This is a genomic window from Microbulbifer maximicatervae (SeqCode) (assembly GCF_052467225.1).
Genome location: NZ_CP174303.1, coordinates 2,244,134 through 2,263,927 on the forward strand (window position 1 = coordinate 2,244,134; position 19,794 = coordinate 2,263,927).

Here is a 19,794-nt window from a genome sequence, read left to right on the forward strand (position 1 = left end):
GCTTGAGCTGATTGTCAGAGCGAAAAAGAGAAGAATATTTTTCATCGGTTTTGTGTAGCTATGACCTTGGATGCAGGTGATTCTAAGAGTACTCTAGTGAATAATCGATTCAAAAATAGAGACATTTGATTCCACTATGGAAATAGAAGCACTTGAGAGGTTTCTAGTGATTGCTGCGACGGAGAACCTGCAGCGCTCCGCAGACAGGCTGGATACGAGCCCAGGCGGATTGAGTAAAACCCTAAAACGGCTGGAGGGAGAGCTGGGTACTCGCCTGTTTGATCGAGTTGGCAAGCAACTGAAAATTAATGATGCAGGCCGCAGACTGCAGAGTCGGGCGGTTGAGATGGTGGCGATTGCCAGAAGAATTCGCTCTGAAGTTGGCGAGCTAGAGGGAAATCAGGAGTGCCGAATTGCTGCTCCGACTATGCTGCAACTAGCTTGGGGTACATTTATCCACCGCAAAATTATTAGTGAGGAAGCAGGGGGGCGGTTGTCATTTACATCGGCCTATGAAGCCTTAGCATTGAAGATGTTGTCCAGGGGGGAGGTAGACCTGGCCCTGATAACCGGAGCGGTCTTGGGGCAGTTGTCATCCACAATGGATGCTCGGCCACTTGGTTCAGTATCAATGTGTATTGCTGCGGGGCCTGATCACTCTTTAATAATGGAGCAGGGGGCTGAGGTGAAGGCTTCATTGTCAGATATCTTACAATATCCATTTGCTGCACCGAGGATATCACCCTTCTGTGGTGAAGAGCGGGGGATAGGTAGCGATGGCTGGCCAGAAATTAATTATCCTCGCAAGGTGCAGGTCGTTGTAAATGATTATGGGGTTCTTTGCCAACTAGTAAAAAATAATAGGCTGCTCGCTTTTCTGCCAGAGCCTCTGATAACTGAAATAGGTGGGGTAATCGTTAGGGTGGAGGATGGCGATATAAGATCTAGTGAAGAGCTCTTTGTAGTAGGAAGGAAAACGAATGCCTCTTGGCTAAGTAAATTTGCCGAGTGGGCTTAGTGTTTGGATTGGAGCCAGTTAAGCCAGCTTCCATAGAGGGTATTGCAGCAACTAAACTGCCGAAATATTCGCTTGGTAACTGCCATATTTCCACCTGGATGGCTTGCCCATCTCCTGATTCATCGCGAACCAGAGCGGGGCGCTCCTCTTCGGGGAGAACATAGAGTCGGTATTGGTGACTGGTTGTTGTTTTCTGATATAACTGTTCTCCCCGCTCAGTGAGTTGCCAGTTGAGAGGTTGCTTTTTGAGATGTGCACCACAGACTACAATTTTTACCAGCTTGTCCGGTGTAGCTAATGGCGAGAGCCGCTGTCTTGATTGGATGTCTCTCCCGGGCGTTCTCCTGTAGCAGCCAATGGGAGATTGCAGGCCTGGTGTAAACTATTAGAAAAACTTAGCAGGGACATATCGCAATGTTTCTGGCTAAACAAAGTGACTCCCCAGCTAATTCCGGAACTAAGAAAGCCAACGGGTACTGCGGTCGCAGAATAGTCCAATAAGTTCATAAAATTTGTGTAGGTTCCGAGAATAGAATTTCTTTGAATGGGTTGCTCGGATATTTGTTGGCGGGTGTAAACAGTCGGTATAGTGGGAATAATGATAAAATCGACATTCTCCAGTGTTTTATCACAGATTCTCTTTAGTGCTTGTAAGCGGTATTGTCCCAAGAAAGCATCAGCTGCAGTTTTTGTTTCCGCGGAGTTAATAACCTTCCGGATTACCTCAAGCATGGATTTCGGTTTTACACCTTGAGTTGCAATCCAGCGCTCGGCTACCCAAGGACCTTCGTATAGTAGCTTTGCCGCTTCTATAAAAGGATTAAAGTCTACAGTTACAGCCCGTCCGCCCAGCACTTTTAATTTTTTGATAGATTGATTAAAGAGTGCCTGGGTTTCTTTGTTCCCTTGAAAATCAAGTTGCTCAGGTATACCAAAAGAAAAACTGATCTTATTGTTAGGGAAGCTTTTCTGGAAGTACCGCAGCCTATTTGAAGATGGGGTGGTACGGCTATAGATGTCGGCTGAATCAAACTTCGCCGTAATATCAAGTAGCTTGGCGGCATCTTGACAATTTAGGGCGAATATTGACACGCAGTCGAGACTTTTACAGGCGGGGACAACCCCTGTAGTGCTCAGCAGTCCCCGAGTGGGCTTGTGGCCTATTAAATTATTGAGTGCCGCAGGTACCCGACCAGAACCAGCAGTATCTGTTCCCAAAGCAAAACTGACTTGCCCAAGTGCTGTGGCAATAGCTGATCCCGCACTGCTCCCGCCAGAAATATACTCCTGGTTAAAAGAGTTTTTACCTTCTCCGTAAGGGGAGCGAACACCGACTAGACCGGTGGCGAATTGATCGAGATTGGTTTTGCCGAGCGGCACGGCTCCTGCTTCAATCAATAGCTTTACAACAAATGCGCTTTCGCGAGGGATATAGCTGAAGTCTGGGCAGGCTGCTGTTGTAGGTACTCCAGCAAGATCAATATTATCCTTGATAGCAAAGGGCACCCCGTATAAGGGCAGATCGCTGGGCCTTACTCGGCCCAATGCTTCTAGATAGGGCTCTAGCTCTTCTCGCGTTAATAAGGTGATCCAGGCGTTATAATTGGCTTGCTGCTGTGCTTGCTTTAATAGACTGGCAATGAGTTCACGTGGTGTTGTAATACCTTGAGAGTAGGTGTTTCTTAGATGGTCTAGCGTTAAATCGTGGGCCATAAAAGGGTTCCGAGAATATCTTCAACTAGGGAGCCTCTGAATAACTCCGTGATACCTCTGGCATGCAGAGCGGTTCACAGTCAAGGCGCGGCTTCGCAGGAATGTCTAGACCTTTCAAGAAGTCGCAACGCGGAGTGTGAATCGCTCTGCAAGCCCCGAAGGGCGGGCCTTGAAGGCCACAGCTGCTGCGTTGCAGCTCTTGCAAAGGGCTACGGCCATTCGCGGCGAGCTGCGCCTAACATCTGCAGCCTTCAAGACCCGCAGAGGCATTACGGAGTTATTCAGAGGCTCCCTAGATACCGAACTGTTATTTATTTCGATGTTTTTATTGCTAAGATTATATTTTTTCAAGAATTTTCATCTCACTGTAAACCGCATAATTTTAGATTTAGCAAATACATAATTAGTTTGATGCCCTCTCTGGTGGGCAGGGTGTCCCTGCTGCAATCCAGCCTTTCATTGCTTCAATGAACTTGTCGTGGGGGATATTTACCGGCTGGCGGCTGTTTCCGGGGTGCCATCCCCACAATACCAGTGGGCTGGTACTGACAAACTCCAGTTGACTGGTTGGTGCTCGCCCGCCGTTGTCCTGGGGAGTAGTTAGCAGTTTGCAGATTTGAGCCGAGGATTTTTGTGACCAGTTCAACTCAATGGGTGCCATAACCCACCCTGGAGCTCCAGGCGCACCGGTAACAGGGTTGTTTTTATTTGAATGGCAGTTATTGCAACGCATGGTACCTGCCCCCATATTATCTGGACCGCGCTCCACTCTTGGAACATGGGGAGACCCTTCATTTATAAGTGGCATTTCCAACTGGTGGCAATTGAGGCAGCGGGGATGCAGAAGGATCTCTACGATAGTTTCCCAGTCCTGGTGCCCTGGAGTGCTGCTGGCCTCCTCTTGCTGGGATGCACCTCGATGTTGATCGCAACCGGTTAACGTGAGGAGTGCTATGGCACACAAAGCCAATAGGGGGTGAAAGAGAGCTGTGTCTGGCCGCATTTTCATTCGGCTTGCCTTTAAGTTCGATTTTCACTCTCAAACATAATTGGGCCTGAGGACTAGTGATAGTTTCGAGATTGATTGCCGCGTCAAAAGATAGACCTGGCGGGTTCATTTCTATTGGGTTGTGACCAGCGATTCATATTTGGGGATTAAGGCGCCGTAGTACGTGGTATGATAGGCGCGTTTTACTTGTTTGATTCTTATATAGCGGGCGCGACTTTTAGCGTCTAGGAGAGTGTATGTCCTGGTTAGGGGCGGGGTTAGGTGCAGGCTTTGGTTTTATGTTTGGCGGCCCAATTGGTGCGGCATTGGGAGCCTGGATCGGCAGTTCATTTGGTTCCAGTTTGCAGCAGCGCCTCGGGAAGGCTGCTTCGGCTCTGAGCAGGGATGGAGCCCAGACAATCTTCATTGTGACTCTATTTTCGATGTTGGCAAAAATGGCTAAGGCAGATGGCCTGGTTTCTAAAGCTGAAGTGGAGTTTATAGAGGGCTTTATTAGAAACAACCTCCGTCTGGGCACTGAGGAGCGCAAGCATGCAATCCGTATTTTTGAAAATGCCAAGACTGATAAGTACAGCATTTACGATTACGCAAAACAGTATCGCCAGCTGGTTCGCGATCAAGCAATGCGGGAAATGGTGTATCGCCTATTATTTGCTGTTGCTTATGCCGATGGTGAATTACATAGCGCAGAAGAAGAAATTTTAAAACGCATCACTGTTGATCTTGGGTTGCATGAATCTTTATTTGCGGCAATGCAAAATGAGTTTGTGCACGGGGGGAGGAGTACGGCTGCAAATCTGGAGCAGCATTACGCAGTGTTGGGTTGTACCCCGGAGACCAGCGATAAAGAGCTTAAATTAGCTTATCGCAGAAAAGCAGCAGAGTATCATCCCGATAAAATTGCTTCCAAGGGGTTGCCTGAAGAGTTTATGCGTCATGCTGATGATCAGATGAAAAGTATTACTGTTGCCTATGAAGCGATTGTGGAGGCGAGAAAGCAACAGGCTAAGGTTGTCAGCTAGGTTCTGGAAAGTAGCCTTGCTGTATAGCAAATAAAGGAGTTGATAGATGAGTCTTGCTGAGACAATTAAACATAAACTGACTGCGGAATTTTCCCCTCAGCATATTGAAGTGCAATGCGAAAGTCATATGCACAATGTGCCTGTTGGCTCTGAAATGCACTTTCGGGTCGTTTTGGTGAGTGAGGCGTTTAATTCGGCAAGGAAAGTGCAGCGCCATCAAAAAGTCTATGCGGCTTTGTCTGAAGAAATGGCTGGCCCAATACATGCTCTGGCTCTGCACACTTACAGCCCGGAAGAGTGGGAGGGACAGGCCCCTCAGAGTCCTGAATGCCAGGGTGGTGGAAAAAAGTCGTAATTCAGCGCTTTATTTAAAACAACTCAAACAGGTTCCAGTTCTGGGGCCTGTCGCGTTTTTCATGTAAGCAGCCATTCAAAAAAATTTCAGTTTCTTTTTGCGTCACGAAAGCCCTCATAAGCTTTTGCTGGTTGTAAGAATCAGTGGTGAAATGGCGTCTATTTTTTGTTTAATAATTTAGATCTCTTCATATCTCTCTTGCTCTGGTGGCCGCTAGAATTCCAAGAGGCGCCTATCCATTTTAAAAATCATACTTTGTTCGGGAAAATTAAACGCCAAAAAGCGGTTTAAGTGCCAGAAAACAATAAATACTTTTTTACACGCCAACATTTGTTTGTTTTTTCTACACCTGTTACTTCGTGCGACTAGACTGACCATTGATTGGGCTGATTGCTGTTTGATCTGCTGAATATCAATGGAGTTACCACAAATGAAGATGACGCGTATTCTGATCCCCGTTATGACGCCCCTCGCCTTAGCAATCTCTAGTGTCGCTTCGGCAGGACCGGCTGGCTATGCCCCCCCCCCACCAAAGACCCAGGAGTTTAAGGTTCGAATTGGTGGGGCCTATATCTCGCCCAATTCGGATAATGTCACGTTTGCTGACAGGTTCTTCGAGGGGCCAGATGACTTTATTGACGATTGGGGTGCATTCCGCTCCAACGTTGATCCCAGTGATGAGTGGGGCTGGTTTATCAATGTAGAGTGGCGGGCCACCGACCATATGAGTGTATCCCTGAGTTACACTGAGGGTGACCGCCACACAGGAGGAGATAACCGGCCCTGGCTACGTCGTTTTAACCCGGACTTTGATGAATTCCATCGTCGACGTGATTTCGCTAGATGGAAGCCTCAAATCACAGCTGCTTATCTGAATTATTATCCGTTAGACCCTAGCTGCATGGTTCAGCCTTATATGGGAGTGGGTATTAACTATACCGACTTTACCGATGAGCGCCTGAGGAATTGGGGCTGGTGGGATGATGTTGATGATGTTGAAGTGTTCCGGCCTTGGGATGGCCGTGTAAATCTGGGTGACAACTGGGGTTACACTTGGCAAATTGGTGTCGACTTTAATTTCGGTCATGATAGTAGCTGGCTAATTAACCTTGCCGCTATTTACTATGATGTAGATACCGATATTGAGGCAGACGTCTTCTGGTTCGATACCGATGATGACAATGAGTTCTATCGCCACAGATTTGGTGGTGATTATCTTTTCGACCCCTGGTCATTCAACATTGGTGTAGGCTACAAGTTTGATTTCCACTGGTAATCGATCATGTAGCTAAAAAAGGGCGCTTTGGCGCCCTTTTTTATTTAACGGTCATCTGATATTAAGGGGAAGGCGTTTAACCTTTCTTGGATGCTGCAGTTGCCAATCCTTGATTACAAGTTGTGCTTATATTGATCGCAATTGTATTCTTTAAATTTCTCTCTCAATTTTTTTATCTTGTCTTTCCATTTCTCCATCTGCTCTCCCGATCCGCCATCTTTTCTTTCTTCGCGGAAGTGTTCAATTTTTTTTTGCCACTTTTTACATTTCTTAAATGATGCATCCTGTTGTGCTGCTACCTGATTGGTAGCGGTCAGTGCAGCAACAAAGATAATGGCGAGACCTGTGGTTTTCATAATGGTTGTTCCAATTGTTGCTAAATAAATAATCTCATCCTGTCAATCTAAAGTACATGAGGTGCATAAAAAAATAAAAGCCTATTTGTTTTTTTGTGAGCCAATTACTGAGGTAAATATAAGGTTTTGGTGCTAAGTGTGAAAATAGGGGGGGGAGGGAGTGCTTAAGGAATGTAAAGCTTGGAGCCTTGTAGGTTTATGCCTGCTAGCAGTTTATATCTGGAGATAGGAAGAAGGCCCGCTTAGTTACGGGCCTTCTTATAATGATTTGTTTCAGTAATTACTGATTTGAAGGAAAACTGAACTGAATACCTTCCCTTACACCACTGGCAGGCCAGCGCTGGGTAATGGTTTTGCGCTTGGTGCAAAAACGCACTGAATCGGGGCCGTAGGCGTGGAGGTCGCCAAACAGTGAACGCTTCCAGCCACCAAAACTGTGGTGTGCTATCGGTACCGGCAGAGGTACGTTGATACCAACCATTCCAACTTTAATATTGTCGCTGAAATAGCGTGCGGCCTCACCGTCGCGAGTAAATAGACAGGTGCCGTTACCGTATTCATGAGCATCGATAATATCCATGGCCTCTTGCATGGTTTCGACACGCATCACACAGAGTACCGGGCCAAATATCTCCCCACTATGAATCGACATTTCCGGAGTGACTCGATCGAACAGACAGGCGCCCAGGTAATTACCATTTTCAAAACCGGAAACGGTTTGGTTGCGCCCATCTACAGCCAACTCGGCACCTTCTTCGATACCAGCGGCAATATAACTCTCCACTTTTTGTAAGTGTTGCCGGGTTACCAGTGGCCCCATATCGCTTTGGCTGTCCATACCATCGCCGATTTTCAGATCAGCAATTTGTACTTTGAGCTTCTCAACAAGGGCATCGGCGGTTTCATTACCTACCGCTACAGCGACAGAGATGGCCATACAGCGTTCACCACAGGAACCATAGGCTGCGCCCATTAGAGCAGCGGCAGCGTTGTCCAGGTCGGCATCGGGCATGATGATCGCATGGTTCTTGGCACCACCAAACGCTTGCACTCTTTTTCCATGGGCGGTGCCTGTGGTGTAGACATACTCTGCGATCGGAGTCGATCCCACAAAGCTCACCGCTTGGACACGTTTATCGGTGAGGAGTGTATCGACGGCCTCTTTACCGCCGTTAACTACATTTAGTACCCCTGTAGGGATGCCGGCTTCTATACCCAGCTCCGCGATAAACAGTGCAGAGGAGGGGGTGCGTTCGGAGGGTTTTAGTACAAAGGTATTGCCGCAGGCAATTGCCATGGGCCACATCCACAGGGGGACCATAGCGGGGAAGTTAAAGGGGGTTATGCCGGCACAAACACCCAGCGGTTGGAATTCGCTCCAGGAGTCTATTGCCGGCCCGACATTTTTACTGTGTTCGCCCTTTAGCATTTCCGGAGTAGAGCAAACGTACTCGATATTCTCGATGCCTCGCTGTAATTCCCCCATCGCATCGTCGAGGACTTTGCCGTGTTCCAGGGTAATCAGCTCACAGATCTTTGCAGCGTTCTCCTGCAGCAGGTCTCGCAGGCGGTACATAATTCGTACTCGCTTGGCCGTCGGAAGGTTTCGCCAAGCAGGGAAGGCCGCTTCAGCTGCGCTAATGGCCTCTTCAACAGTCGCTTTAGAGGCTAACGAAACCTGGGCGATCACTTCATTGGTGGAGGGGTTGGTGACCTCTTGGAGTTCGGAGTTACCTGCGGCACCGGTGTTATTAACCATGTTGCCATTAATCAGGTGGCCGATTACTTTCATAGTTCTCTCTCAGTCGGGTTTATCAATTATTGTTCTACTGCTTTGCCCCTTTGTAACACAGCTCTGTGTTTTGGGGAAAAGCTCCCGACTGTTCGGAGTTATTCGTGTTTGGGAAAATCCCTGAGAACCGCCAAAAATGCATCGCCGAAGCGTTCGAGCTTACTGTCTCCAACGCCGGAGACCGCTAATAGCTCACTGCGTGTTTGTGGGTGGGCTTGTACCATACCGCGCAGGGTCGCATCGTGGAAGACGACATAAGGCGGCACGCCGCGCTCTTCTGCCAACTGTTTGCGACAGTTGCGCAGGGCTTCCCAAAGCACTTGGTTTTCTGGGCTGAGATCATCCAGGCTGCGACTGTCACGGCTCTGCGAGCGCGCCGCTTTTGGGGGAAGCTTGCGAAGATTAAGAGTCTCCTCCCGGCGCAGCAGCGGGCGACAAATTTCAGTGAGCCTCAGCCCCTGGAATTCCCCCTCGACCTCCAGGTAGCCGCGAACAATCAGCTGCCGCATGACTGCCCGCCATTCGGCTGCGCTCAGGTCTTTGCCGATGCCATGAGTGGAGAGCTGGTCATGCTCGAATTTGCGGACTTTCTCGTTCTCGGAGCCGCGCAGTACATCGATCACGTGGCTGGCGCCAAAGCGCTGTCCGGTGCGATAGACACAGGAGAGTAGTTTTACCGCTGCCTCACTGGCATCCCAGGTGGCAGGCGGCTGCAGACAGGTGTCACAGTTGCCGCAGGGTTCGTCCAGGGGTTCCGCAAAATAGTCCAGTAGGGCCTGGCGGCGGCAGCTGGTGATTTCACACAGCCCGAGCATGGCATTCAGGCGGCTGCGTTCCTGGCGCTTGTGCTCTTCGCTGCCCTCTGAGGACTCCACCATCTGGCCGATCTTTACCACATCCTCAAGACCGTAGAGGAGTAAAGCAACTGAGGCCCCACCATCGCGGCCCGCACGGCCCGTTTCCTGATAGTAGGCTTCTATGCTTTTGGGCAGGTCCAGGTGAACAACGAAACGCACATCCGGCTTATCAATCCCCATACCAAATGCAATGGTGGCGACAACAATGACGCCCTCTTCACGCAGGAAGCGACGCTGGTGCTCGGCGCGGGTCTCGGCGGGTAGTCCGGCGTGATAGGGCAGGGCAGTGAAGCCTTGCTGGCTCAACCACTCCGCAGTGTTCTCCACTTTGGCTCGGGACAGGCAGTAAATAACCCCGGCGTTGCCCTGATGTCCGCTCTGTAAGAATTGCAGCAGTTGGCGGCGCTGGTTGTCCTTGGGCTCAATGCGGTACTGGATATTGGGGCGGTCGAAGCTGCTGACGAAGTGGCGGGCCTCTTCCAAGTCCAAGCGGCGAGCAATTTCTGCACGGGTGCGCTTGTCTGCTGTCGCTGTCAGGGCAATACGGGGCACCCGGGGGAATTGCTCGTGCAGGCAGTTGAGTTGCAGATAGTCGGCGCGAAAGTCGTGCCCCCATTGGGAAACACAGTGGGCTTCATCAATGGCAAACAGCGACAGTTCAACTCGTTGCAGTAATGACAGGGTTCGTGGTTGTAGCAACCGCTCCGGGGCTAGATAGAGGAGATCCAGCTCACCGTGTAATAGCTGGCTTTCGATTGCCTGGATTTCGTCATAGGCCACCGATGAATTCAAGTAAGCGGCGCGGATGCCGGCTTCCTGAAGAGCTTCTACCTGGTCCTGCATCAGAGCAATCAGGGGGGAGATAACAACTCCACACCCGGGGCGCGCCAGGGCGGGAATCTGGTAGCACAGGGATTTACCACCGCCGGTGGGCATTAATACCAGGGCATCATTGCCGGCTACCAGTGTGTCGATAACTGCTTTTTGAGGATCGCGGAAATCGGTATAGCCAAAAACGTGTTCGAGAATATGTTGTGGGGAATTCATGGGCGGGGAGTATACCTTGTGGCTCGATCGCGCGTGGTATGTTTATTGATGAGTATGCCGCTGAAATTGAATGAAATTGACGGCTTTACGCCTGTGACATATTTCGCGGGTTATAATCCTACGCCATCACAGCGGCAAGCTAAGGATAGGGCTATGCGCACATTGATTTTGTCAACTGTGTTGTCGTTGACGGTTCCTGCCGGACTTCTGGGGTGCGCCTCCACCTCCCCACATAATCTGGTTCAATCTGTTGTTGCTGACACTCACCTGGGGTGGCAAACAGCACCGGAAAACCAACTGGCATTTTCCCTGGCGACCGCATCGGGTGTTGCCCAGGTTGAGCTACAGCCTTTGCCGGAAGAGTTCACAGTGGTCACTCTTGAGTTACCCGGCATGCAAAAAGTTGAAAATATTCAGTGGGAAAATGAAGAAGGGAAATTCACCACGCTGTATGACGGCGAGGCGAGTTTGGAAGGCGTCAGCCTACAGAGCAGGGGGCACGGCTATCGCTTGCAGTTGCAGTTGTCTGCGATGGACTATCTCCGGGATGGGGGGGTGCTGACCGTTACGGATCAGCGTTAGAAACTCTACTGGTACGCTCAAAGCCCAGTCCTGCAGGGCGAATCAAATAGAGCTGTTTCCAGTACTTTCCAGTTATCCAGAGCCCATTTTTGGCTTTGTCCCAGGCGATCCCATTGGCCACGGTGTCAGGGTGATTTCTGCCGGCCGGATTGAGAGCGCTGAGATCGATAATGCCGCGCACCTGGCCACTCTCCGGATCGATGGCAATAATCTGTTTTTCTTGCCATATATTTGCCCAAATCAGGCCCTGGGCAAATTCCAATTCATTGAGTCTGGACCAATTTTTACCTCCGCCTTGAACTTTGAGGTGTCGCACTACCTCAAAAGTATCGGGATCGCGGAAAACCAGTTCGCCACTGCCATTACTCATAATCAGCTGCTGGCCATTACTGGTGAGGCCCCAGCCTTCGCCTCGATAGTGCATGACCTTCAAATGTTGGAGCTTGTCTGCGTGGTAGACATGGACCTCTCCCGCCTTGTAGGTCAGCAGGTAAAGTTTATCGTGGAGAACTGTGAGCCCTTCGGCGAAACGATTCCTGGCCAGCCATTTGCGTCTTACTGGATTGGCGCCAGGATCGGTATACTCGGCGAGCCAGGAGCGGCGGTAGCGACCACTGCTCTCCCACCAGCGTTGACCATCGTAGAAAAGCCCCTGGGTGAAATGGTCCCCTCCACGCTGGCGCTCTTCCAGGATGGAAAAAGGGATTGTTTGGAGTTGTGTCTCTGCAGCTGCACTTTGCGGCCAAGGGGCGTAAAGCAATAACAGTATCCAGCTGTTCACGAGAAGTCGGTTCATCAATAGCCTATGACCAGAATTAAAACTTTTATCACTTTGACGCTGCTGGGTGGACTCGCAGTGGTGCTGCCTATAGCTATCTTTGTCCTGCTGTTTCAGTGGCTGTTCGGTCAAGTTAGCGATCTTGTAGCTCCCGCTGTGGTGTGGCTTGAGGCGCATACAGAATTTAAGAATACCCTTGCCAGGCTCGTGGTGATAGCCCTGATTCTCGGTGGTTGTTTCGCGATTGGTTTGTTGGTGAAAACCAGTGTTGGCAGCTGGTTGCACCGCCATGTGGATCACTGGTTGGGACGCCTGGCGCCGGGTTACAGCACCATCAAAGATGTGGTGATCCAGTTTATTGGTGGCGGTGGTGAAGGTGTGCTGGCGGGGCCGGTAGCCAAGGTCCGCATTCACGGCATTGATAATCCGCTCACCGTCACCGCAATTGTCACTTCTCAACACCCCAATGGAGATATGACCGTCTATGTGCCCACAGCGCCGGTACCCACCTCCGGGTTTGTGTTTCACGTACCGGCAGAGTGCGTAGAAATACTGCCCGGCGTGAGTGTTGAGGCGGCGATGAAGACAATCGTCGCCTGTGGTTCCGGCAGTGCCAACTTGCTGTCTTCAGAGAAGAAGGAGACTGGAGTCCCCTCTACTTGATATCCCGGTTTCTACCCAGATCGCGAATGGCAAAGCGAGCCGGGTGCAGTGCTTTGGCCAGGGTTGCGCTGACCGGAAGGGGCTCATTGAGCATCCAGGCAGTCAGTACCTCGGCTGTTAGTGGTGCGTAGGTAAAGCCACGGGAACCCAAGCCTCCCATTACATAGAGGCCTTGCTGGTAGTCAGCCCGCTCGGGAACGTACTGCTTGCGATTCTTGCGCAGTGCGACATAGGTATCGCTGATAGAGTCCCAGTTGGGTAAGGGGCCGACTAAGGGTAGGTAGTCGGGGGTCGCTGCGCGCAAAGCCGCTCGGCCAGAGAGAGACTGTTGTGAGAACTCATCTGCTATTTGCGGCAGTAGCTCCGCCAGGGTTTGTAGATTCTCGCTGTGCTCGCTAACCCGTAGATCAGTGGCGGTCTCCTTAAGCTTAAAGGTGGCACCAAAGCTCTGACGCCCTTGAAAGGCAGGAGTGATATAACCCTCACCGCACAAAGCCATTTGTAACTGCGAAGAATTTTCAGTGGCCGTTGCTCTGGATACCTGCCCGCGAATTGGCTTCAGGGGAAGGGCCGCCGCAGGGGCAAATTGGCGAATGTCATTGGCACCGCACAGAACTACCGCATTAAATTGAAAGTCACTGCGGTCTGTTTTCACTGACCAACCGCTCTCTTCTCGTTCTAATTCTTTTACCAAGCTGTTGCTGTGCAGGGTGATATTTGGATGCTGCAATAAAGTGGCGCAGACTTTGCGCGGTTCAATCCACCCGGCGTGAGGAAAGTGCAGTCCACCTACGGGTAGGTCCACACCTGCCAGGGAGCTGGCCGCTCGAGCATCGACAGGTTCAGCCAATAGCTGCCCATCGCTCTCCGCCAGTGTGGCGGCAACCTGACTCTGTAATTGCTGTTCCCGCTCAGTTTGCGCCAATTGAAGCAGACCGCTGAAGTGGCTCACTTTAGAGCAGCGGCTGCGGTAGTAGCGCTGGGCAAACATCAAAGCGTGGAGATTGAAGTCTCCGTTGGGGCCGGGCTTGGGTGATAACTTGGCGTATAGAATTCCCTGGTCATTCCCAGAGCCACCAGAGCCGGGTTCCTCACCCTGTTCAAATACCTGGACATCGATGCCGCGCTCTGCCAGTGCCCGGGCAATAGTGGCACTGGCTATTCCCGCGCCGACAATAGCGACGGTTTTAGGAGGCTTGCTTTCCTGGTGAGGTAGGTGCCACGGAGTTTCCCTGGTTTCGCTCACTTGTGGGCTCTCCAGAGTGCCACACAGCATCTCTCTTTTGCGCCCGAAGCCGGGAACCTTGCGCAGGGAAAAACCGGCATCGCGGAGTCCGCGCTTAACCAGCCCGGCACAGGTAAAGGTGGCGAAAGTGGCGCTGGGACTGCTTAGAGCGGCCATGTTGTTAAACAGCTCTGGTGTCCACATATCCGGGTTCTTGGCTGGGGCAAAACCGTCCAGGAACCAAGCGTCTACCTGGTGATCGCTGTCCCTTTGCAGGCGCAAGCTGTTCAGGGCCTCACTTGCCTCCCCGATAATCAGGGTCAGGCTGACTGGGCCAAAGTGCAGCCGGTGAATGCCGGCGGCCAGCAGGGGAGGGTAGCTGTCAATCAAAGGCTGAGCGAACGGGGCCAGTTGTGGCCAGAGATCCAGTGCCCTGCGCAGGTCGTTGGGACGCAGCGGGAACTTCTCGACCGAAATAAAGTGCAAGCGAGCACTTTCCGGGGCCGTTTTCTGCCAAAGCTCTGCGGCGGCGAGAAAGTTCAGGCCGGTGCCGAAGCCTGTCTCGGCGATGGTAAAGGTGCCGCTCTCCGCGAGCTGTTGCCAGCGTTCAGCCAGGGCATTTTGCTGCAGGAAAACGTAGCGGGTTTCCTCCAGGCCGGAGGCGCTGGAAAAATAGATATCGTCGTAGGCGCGAGACAGCGGCTGGCCATCTTCACGCCATTCAATTTCTGCGTACTTTTTGTCCGGTTCGCTCACAATAAGACTTCCGTCAGCCCTCATCCTGCAAGCCAAACTCGCGCATTACCTGGGCGCACCAGCGCTGGATACGCTCCTCGCTCAGATCGAATTCGTTCTCCTCATCCAGGGCCAGCCCGACAAACTGGCTGCCATCGGCGGTTAGCCCCTTGGACTCTTCAAACTCGTAACCTTCTGCGGACCAATAGCCCACTGCACGGGCACCGCAGGCGAGGAGCTGTGAATGCAAATAGCCCAAGGCGTCCTGGAACCACTGGGGGTAGCCTTCCTGATCACCCAGACCAAACAGCGCGACCTTTTTCTCGTGCAGGTCCAGCGCGGCCAAGTCGTCCCAGATATTTTCCCAGTCCTCTTGCAGTTCGCCGTAGTCCCAGGTGGGAATGCCGAACAAAAGGAAGTCGTAGTCTTCGGCGAGGCCAATATCCGCCTCTGCGATATTGTGGATATCAATCCATTGAGGACCGATACACTGGCGGATCTTCTCCGCAGCCATTTCGGTATAGCAAGTGCTGGAACCGTAAAAGAGTCCGATTGGGGCTTGGGAACTTTGCATAACAGGTGAACTTCTTACTGCTGGGACACGGCGCCACTAAAATCCAATTGTCGCCAAGCCTCGTAGATAACAATGGCGGCGGCATTGGATAGGTTGATACTGCGGCTCTCGGCACGCATGGGGATACGCAAAGTGTTTTCGGCCCCTACTGCTTGCAGGAACTCTGCGGGTAGCCCCCGGGTCTCCGGGCCAAACACAATGGCGTCATCCGCCTGGAATTCGATCGCGGTATGGCTTTTGCTTCCCTTGGTGGAGAGCGCCAGCACCCTGGCGGGTTGCTCGCTATCGATAAAGGTCTGCCAGTCCTTGTGGCGCACCACGCGACTGTACTCGCTGTAGTCGAGGCCGGCGCGACGCAGGCGTTTGTCATCCATATCGAAACCTAAGGGCTCGATAAGGTGCAGCTCTGCCCCGGTATTGGCACAAAGTCGAATAATATTGCCGGTATTTGGCGCTATTTCAGGTTGGTATAGAACAATCTTGAACATGAGGTGGCGTTTGCGCTGGAGAGACTTCTAGCTAGACCGGACAGCAGTGCCCGGCCCTGTACGGCTGCGGATTATTCCACAATTAGATGGGGGTGGCGATCTCCTCGCAATCGATCTCGACCCCGAGTTCATTGGCAATCTGGTCCAGATCGTCACGCAGGCCGTCGAGATCTATGTCTTCGGCCACACTGATAGTGCACTCGGCATTAAACAGGGGCTCACCGCTCCAGGGGGTGCTGCCGTAAGTGGTTTCCAGATGCTCCATATTGATATGGTGAGCGGTAAGTGCGCGCGAGATCTCGCGGACTATGCCGGGACGGTCGTTGCCAACCAGTTTCAGCGTCAGCGTCTGCTGGGGTTTGGCGGATACTGCAATGGCATCTTCAATGACCAGGTTGTAGCCTGCGTTTGCCAGGGCTGATAACGCCTCTTTAAGTGTCTCGCTTTTATCTGCGGGCACCGCCACCCGCAGGATTCCGGCAAACTTCCCAGCGAAGTGGGCCATATGGCTGTCTTCCCAGTTGCCGCCGTTATCTGCGATAACTGCTGAAAGCTTTTCCACGACACCGGGCTTGTCATCAGAGATCATGGAGATAACGAGATGCTGTTGCATATAGGGTTCCTTTGCTTCACGAGAGACGTTGAGCTGACATTGTAATAGGATCTCGTCGAATAACTCTATCGGCCAATCTCAAAAGCGTTATTTTGAAACCAATATCCAAGTACTTTAACGAGGGACTGTTGATGAACGTGATTGCTGACTTATGTGTGATCCCTATCGGCGTTGGTGTTTCCGTCAGTAAATACGTTGCTGAGTGTGAGCGGGTGCTGGAAGAGGCGGGGCTTTCCTATCGCCTGCACGCATACGGTACCAATATCGAGGGGGACTGGGATAAGGTGATGGCGGCAGTTAAAGAGTGCCACGAGCGGGTGCATCAAATGGGCGCCGACCGAATCAGTTCCAGTCTGAAATTGGGAACTCGTATTGACCGCGAGCAATCTATGCAGGATAAGATCGACAGTGTGCAAATGAAGTTGGACCAACGATAACAACACAGGAAAAACTATGACGAGCAATTTTAAGAAATCCCTGGTGGCCCTGGCCGGTGCCCTGGCTTTGGCGGGCACAACCCAGGCCGCAGATTTCTCTGCTGCCATTAAGGGGGATCATCGCAACAAGGATTATGTCGCCCGCGATCAGTACCGCAACCCAGCGGAGACCCTGGAGTTTATGGGGATCGAGCCGGATATGACGGTAGTGGAAATTACCCCGGGCGGCGGTTGGTATACCGAAATTCTCGGGCCCTACCTGAGCAAGAAGGGGACCTTATATGCGGCGCACTTCCCCGAGAATAGTGAGTCCGACTACTTCAAGCGCTCCCTGAAGAACTTCAAAGCGAAGCTGGCTGCTAACGATAAGGCTTACAAGAAAGTAATTGTAACTGAGTTTGCCCCGCAAACCGGTCGCGAGATTGCTCCGGCAGGCAGTGCCGATGCCGTAGTAACTTTCCGCAACGTGCACAACTGGATGTATCGCGATTATGCCGATGAAGCTTTTGCCAGCTTTTTTGCCGCGCTGAAGCCCGGTGGTGTTCTGGGGATCGTTGAGCACCGTGCCAAGCCAGGTACCAGCCTGGAAGATATGGTGAAAAGTGGTTATGTCACCCAGGAGTATGTTATCGACCTGGCTAAAAAGGCGGGCTTTGAATTCGAAGAGGCCAGCGAGGTAAATGCGAACCCCAAAGACACTGCTGACCACCCCAAAGGCGTATGGACCTTACCGCCGGTAATGCGCTTGGGTGAAGAGGACCGTGAAAAGTATCTCGCTATTGGCGAGAGCGATCGTATGACCCTGCGCTTCCGCAAACCCAAGTCCTGATCGTTTTACAATATTCTGGGGGTGGCTATGGCTGCTCCCAGCCTACCTGAATTAGTCGCTGTATGATTATTCCCTTCGAACAACTAGATGCCGATACCCTGCAATCTCTGCTGGAAGAGTACGCCACTCGCGAGGGCACCGAATACGGTGAACGTGAAGTGGAACTGGTGGACAAAGTTGCCAGCCTGCGTCGCCAGCTGCAATCCGGCCAAGTGGTGATCTGGTTTGAGCCCGGTGAAGAAACTGTAAACCTGGTCCTGGCCGAGGACCTGCCCCCCGATGTCTGAGTGGTTGATCGATAGCCCGAGAGAGCCCCTTGCGCGCTTTCTGTTTGCCCATGGCGCCGGGGCGCCGATGGACAGTGAGTTTATGCAGTTCCTGGCGCAGGGGTTGTGTGAGCAGGGTGTGGAAGTTGTCCGTTTTGAGTTTCCCTATATGGCGCAGCGGCGCACCGGGGGAAGTAAGCGGCCACCCAATACCATGCCCCAGCTGCAAGAGTCTTTCCGCGAGCAAATCGTCCAGTTAGGCCCCGAGTTGCCCCTGTTTATCGGTGGTAAGTCCATGGGCGGGCGCGTGGCGAGTCTGTTGGCGGATGAATACTGGGGGCAGAAGGCGATTGCCGGTGCCGTATGCCTGGGATATCCGTTTCACCCCCAGGGCAAGCCGGAAAAGCTGCGTACCGAGCACTTGGTGGATATTCGCTGCCAGACCTTGGTGATACAGGGAGATCGGGACCCATTAGGCAGCCGGGCTGAGGTAGAGGGCTACGGTTTGGCGAACACCATTGAGGTCGAGTGGCTGGAAGATGGCGATCACGACTTTAAACCCCGTCGCGCCAGCGGTTTTAACCAGCTTCAGCATTGGCAATCCGCAGTAGAGTTGGCTGCCCAGTTTATGCTGCGATCTCTAGGACAGTAATGCGCTCTTCCCGCACCATCAGTGGGTTGAGTAGATTCATCTGTGCGCGGCGCTCCTGGCTGGTATACCAGTGTTGCCAATGGAGCTCAGATTGCCATTTGGAGAGTGTAAAGCGCCGCAAGGGATTGCCCTTCTCGATATAGGTCTGCCCCTCGATAAAGCCTACTGTGCGGTAGGCGCAAGTGAGGATTTTGCGGGCGGCCTCTTCATAGCTGCCCTGCATTTCTGCCGCAATTTCCCGTTCTATCAACACGTAGATCATTGTCAGCCCGAATTGCGTTAGCCCTATGAGGATTTTAGTGCGGGCGCAGGGGAATTACCGCGCGGCCCTCATGCCTCTGGAGATGACGACGGCGGTAAAATTGCGCACAATGATACCTATGAAGTCAGATCACACCTTAGATGCCCGTGGCCTCCTGTGCCCGGAACCCGTCATGATGCTGCATTCAGCGGTGCGCAATGTCGCCGATGGTGAAGTGTTGAAAATGGTTGCTACCGACCCCTCCACTCAGCGGGATGTGCCCAAGTTCTGCCAATTTCTTGGATATGAGCTGGTACAGCACGCAGAGGAAAATGACGAATTTGTCTACTGGATTAAAAAAGCGGAATAGCGGGTCGCGGTTGCTCCAGCCCCCATGCCATTGGCGGGGGCTGGCACACTCCTGAATATTAAGACCCAACAGTCCCTAGGGAGCTGTCACCAGGGCAGCGATAGCGGCCAGGGCTTCGGGGTCCTCGGATTTAATTTTGTTAGCGATATGGTGTTGGAAAAAGTACCGGAATCCCTCGCTCTCCTGCGCGGGGTACAGGCAGTGATCCCCCGGTAAAACCGGAGTGGTTTCAACAATATCGTGGTCTATTAGCATGCCGTGAATCTCCCCGTCGGCGTGCAACCTCCAGCTGACGACCTCAATCAGTGTCAGGTTCTCGCGCTGTTCATCCATAAACACAGCGTGGGTGCCGATGGTGTCGGGGATCTCCTGGAGTACTTCCTCAGCTTTATTGCTCTCGTATTCAAAGTATTCCGCCGCAGTCTCCAGCTCGACGATCTTGTGAATGGGGGGCTGATGGAAGATTTCCTCAATGCCGGGGTCATAGTAGCCCTCAAAGCGTCCGTCGAGAGGGTCCTTGATGTCGGGACAGGCCACTATGGTGTTTAACCAGGGAACGAGGCCTACGACCTCGCCATTTGCTTTGAGACCCCAGCATAAAACTTTCAGGCTATATAGATCTGTGCCGCTGGAGTTGTTGGAGTAGAGCATTTCCAAGCCGTCTAGCTCCGGCGAAAGACGAATAAAGCGCCTGTCCGCAGAAGTTTCGATGGGCTCGCCGGTGAAGAGGTCAACCACATTGTTGATGCTGTGGTCTGTCATGGAACACCTCCTTGCAGGGCCGGTTGTATACCGTCTCCACGTCAGATGAAGGTGCGACAGCGAAATGCCCTACCTCTGAAGGAAGACTGGGGCAGGAGGGTGTTTGATTGCTTTAATTCCCTCCTCGGGGAGAC

At 52.1% G+C, this 19,794-nt stretch carries 24 protein-coding genes; 11 read left to right on the forward strand and 13 right to left on the reverse strand.

Features of this window, described 5'->3' with window-relative positions; translation table 11 throughout:
* Positions 1–136: 136 nt before the first annotated feature.
* The gene (locus tag ACJJIZ_RS09820) at positions 137–1,018 is read left to right on the forward strand and encodes a LysR family transcriptional regulator (RefSeq protein WP_444916025.1); all 882 of its coding nucleotides are present in this window, start codon (positions 137–139) and stop codon (positions 1,016–1,018) included.
* On the opposite strand, the gene ACJJIZ_RS09825 is transcribed toward ACJJIZ_RS09820, so the two are convergent.
* From ACJJIZ_RS09825 to ACJJIZ_RS09835, 3 genes are all read right to left on the reverse strand, one after another.
* Positions 945–1,388 (reverse strand): allophanate hydrolase-related protein, encoded by a 444-nt coding sequence (locus ACJJIZ_RS09825; protein WP_444916202.1) that lies wholly within the window; start codon positions 1,386–1,388, stop codon positions 945–947. The two genes, ACJJIZ_RS09820 and ACJJIZ_RS09825, sit on opposite strands and share 74 nt — an antisense overlap.
* Positions 1,313–2,731 (reverse strand): allophanate hydrolase, encoded by a 1,419-nt coding sequence (atzF, locus tag ACJJIZ_RS09830; protein ID WP_444916026.1) that lies wholly within the window; start codon positions 2,729–2,731, stop codon positions 1,313–1,315. The genes ACJJIZ_RS09825 and atzF overlap by 76 nt, the downstream gene beginning before the upstream one ends.
* Before the next feature lie 403 nt (positions 2,732–3,134).
* A complete protein-coding gene (locus tag ACJJIZ_RS09835) occupies positions 3,135–3,740 on the reverse strand; it encodes a hypothetical protein (protein ID WP_444916027.1) in 606 nt (201 codons plus the stop codon).
* A gap of 236 nt (positions 3,741–3,976) precedes the next feature.
* On the opposite strand from ACJJIZ_RS09835, the gene djlA reads away from it, so the two are divergent.
* The 3 genes from djlA to ACJJIZ_RS09850 all read left to right on the forward strand — a co-directional run bounded on the left by djlA (position 3,977) and on the right by ACJJIZ_RS09850 (position 6,393).
* Positions 3,977–4,762 carry a co-chaperone DjlA gene (djlA, locus tag ACJJIZ_RS09840; protein WP_444916028.1) on the forward strand — a complete coding sequence of 262 codons (786 nt, stop codon included), beginning with the start codon at positions 3,977–3,979 and terminating at the stop codon, positions 4,760–4,762.
* A 46-nt stretch (positions 4,763–4,808) separates the two neighbouring features.
* Complete coding sequence (locus ACJJIZ_RS09845; RefSeq protein ID WP_444905860.1) at positions 4,809–5,117, forward strand: BolA family protein; 309 nt, start codon at positions 4,809–4,811, stop codon at positions 5,115–5,117.
* Positions 5,118–5,547: 430 nt separating this feature from the next.
* On the forward strand, positions 5,548–6,393 hold the full coding sequence (locus ACJJIZ_RS09850; RefSeq protein WP_444916029.1) for an OmpW/AlkL family protein: 846 nt from the start codon (positions 5,548–5,550) through the stop codon (positions 6,391–6,393).
* 113 nt (positions 6,394–6,506) lie between these two features.
* On the opposite strand, the gene ACJJIZ_RS09855 is transcribed toward ACJJIZ_RS09850, so the two are convergent.
* From ACJJIZ_RS09855 to recQ, 3 genes are all read right to left on the reverse strand, one after another.
* On the reverse strand, positions 6,507–6,749 hold the full coding sequence (locus ACJJIZ_RS09855; RefSeq protein ID WP_444916030.1) for a hypothetical protein: 243 nt from the start codon (positions 6,747–6,749) through the stop codon (positions 6,507–6,509).
* 280 nt (positions 6,750–7,029) lie between these two features.
* Positions 7,030–8,541 carry a CoA-acylating methylmalonate-semialdehyde dehydrogenase gene (locus tag ACJJIZ_RS09860; RefSeq protein ID WP_444916031.1) on the reverse strand — a complete coding sequence of 504 codons (1,512 nt, stop codon included), beginning with the start codon at positions 8,539–8,541 and terminating at the stop codon, positions 7,030–7,032.
* Positions 8,542–8,639: 98 nt separating this feature from the next.
* Entirely contained in the window at positions 8,640–10,445 is a 1,806-nt protein-coding gene (gene recQ / locus ACJJIZ_RS09865; protein ID WP_444916032.1) for a DNA helicase RecQ, read from the reverse strand.
* A 153-nt stretch (positions 10,446–10,598) separates the two neighbouring features.
* On the opposite strand from recQ, the gene ACJJIZ_RS09870 reads away from it, so the two are divergent.
* Positions 10,599–11,027 carry a hypothetical protein gene (locus ACJJIZ_RS09870; protein WP_157953964.1) on the forward strand — a complete coding sequence of 143 codons (429 nt, stop codon included), beginning with the start codon at positions 10,599–10,601 and terminating at the stop codon, positions 11,025–11,027.
* Here the strand turns inward: ACJJIZ_RS09870 and ACJJIZ_RS09875 are convergent.
* Positions 11,011–11,823: a glutaminyl-peptide cyclotransferase gene (locus ACJJIZ_RS09875; protein ID WP_444916033.1), complete on the reverse strand. Its 813-nt coding sequence runs from the start codon at positions 11,821–11,823 to the stop codon at positions 11,011–11,013. The two genes, ACJJIZ_RS09870 and ACJJIZ_RS09875, sit on opposite strands and share 17 nt — an antisense overlap.
* Positions 11,824–11,832: 9 nt before the next feature.
* Between ACJJIZ_RS09875 and ACJJIZ_RS09880 the strand changes: the two genes are divergently transcribed.
* Entirely contained in the window at positions 11,833–12,468 is a 636-nt protein-coding gene (locus ACJJIZ_RS09880; RefSeq protein WP_108732551.1) for a DUF502 domain-containing protein, read from the forward strand.
* On the opposite strand, the gene mnmC is transcribed toward ACJJIZ_RS09880, so the two are convergent.
* The 4 genes from mnmC to ACJJIZ_RS09900 form a co-directional block, all read right to left on the reverse strand.
* A complete protein-coding gene (gene mnmC / locus ACJJIZ_RS09885; protein WP_444916034.1) occupies positions 12,461–14,449 on the reverse strand; it encodes a bifunctional tRNA (5-methylaminomethyl-2-thiouridine)(34)-methyltransferase MnmC2/FAD-dependent 5-carboxymethylaminomethyl-2-thiouridine(34) oxidoreductase MnmC1 in 1,989 nt (662 codons plus the stop codon). The two genes, ACJJIZ_RS09880 and mnmC, sit on opposite strands and share 8 nt — an antisense overlap.
* A 13-nt stretch (positions 14,450–14,462) precedes the next feature.
* Positions 14,463–15,002: a flavodoxin FldB gene (fldB, locus tag ACJJIZ_RS09890; protein ID WP_444896612.1), complete on the reverse strand. Its 540-nt coding sequence runs from the start codon at positions 15,000–15,002 to the stop codon at positions 14,463–14,465.
* Positions 15,003–15,016: 14 nt separating this feature from the next.
* Positions 15,017–15,490, reverse strand: coding sequence for a tRNA (uridine(34)/cytosine(34)/5-carboxymethylaminomethyluridine(34)-2'-O)-methyltransferase TrmL (trmL, locus tag ACJJIZ_RS09895; protein ID WP_108732553.1), 474 nt, complete (start codon positions 15,488–15,490; stop codon positions 15,017–15,019).
* A gap of 82 nt (positions 15,491–15,572) precedes the next feature.
* The gene (locus ACJJIZ_RS09900) at positions 15,573–16,103 is read right to left on the reverse strand and encodes a glycine cleavage system transcriptional repressor (protein WP_282933559.1); all 531 of its coding nucleotides are present in this window, start codon (positions 16,101–16,103) and stop codon (positions 15,573–15,575) included.
* A gap of 92 nt (positions 16,104–16,195) precedes the next feature.
* On the opposite strand from ACJJIZ_RS09900, the gene ACJJIZ_RS09905 reads away from it, so the two are divergent.
* The 4 genes from ACJJIZ_RS09905 (at position 16,196) to ACJJIZ_RS09920 (ending at position 18,287) form a co-directional block, all read left to right on the forward strand.
* Positions 16,196–16,540 (forward strand): MTH1187 family thiamine-binding protein, encoded by a 345-nt coding sequence (locus ACJJIZ_RS09905; protein ID WP_413665056.1) that lies wholly within the window; start codon positions 16,196–16,198, stop codon positions 16,538–16,540.
* A 16-nt stretch (positions 16,541–16,556) separates the two neighbouring features.
* Positions 16,557–17,369, forward strand: a complete 813-nt coding sequence (locus ACJJIZ_RS09910) for a class I SAM-dependent methyltransferase (RefSeq protein WP_413665057.1) — start codon at positions 16,557–16,559, stop codon at positions 17,367–17,369.
* A 62-nt stretch (positions 17,370–17,431) separates the two neighbouring features.
* Complete coding sequence (locus ACJJIZ_RS09915; protein ID WP_108732557.1) at positions 17,432–17,656, forward strand: YheU family protein; 225 nt, start codon at positions 17,432–17,434, stop codon at positions 17,654–17,656.
* A complete protein-coding gene (locus tag ACJJIZ_RS09920) occupies positions 17,649–18,287 on the forward strand; it encodes an alpha/beta family hydrolase (protein ID WP_444916035.1) in 639 nt (212 codons plus the stop codon). The genes ACJJIZ_RS09915 and ACJJIZ_RS09920 overlap by 8 nt, the downstream gene beginning before the upstream one ends.
* Here ACJJIZ_RS09920 and ACJJIZ_RS09925 read toward each other — a convergent pair.
* A complete protein-coding gene (locus ACJJIZ_RS09925) occupies positions 18,262–18,549 on the reverse strand; it encodes an antibiotic biosynthesis monooxygenase family protein (protein WP_413665059.1) in 288 nt (95 codons plus the stop codon). The genes ACJJIZ_RS09920 and ACJJIZ_RS09925 overlap by 26 nt on opposite strands.
* Before the next feature lie 118 nt (positions 18,550–18,667).
* On the opposite strand from ACJJIZ_RS09925, the gene tusA reads away from it, so the two are divergent.
* Positions 18,668–18,898, forward strand: a complete 231-nt coding sequence (tusA, locus tag ACJJIZ_RS09930; RefSeq protein WP_282933554.1) for a sulfurtransferase TusA — start codon at positions 18,668–18,670, stop codon at positions 18,896–18,898.
* 75 nt (positions 18,899–18,973) lie between these two features.
* Here the strand turns inward: tusA and ACJJIZ_RS09935 are convergent, their stop codons facing one another.
* Positions 18,974–19,660 (reverse strand): hypothetical protein, encoded by a 687-nt coding sequence (locus tag ACJJIZ_RS09935; RefSeq protein ID WP_108732560.1) that lies wholly within the window; start codon positions 19,658–19,660, stop codon positions 18,974–18,976.
* Between the last annotated feature and the right edge of the window lie 134 nt (positions 19,661–19,794).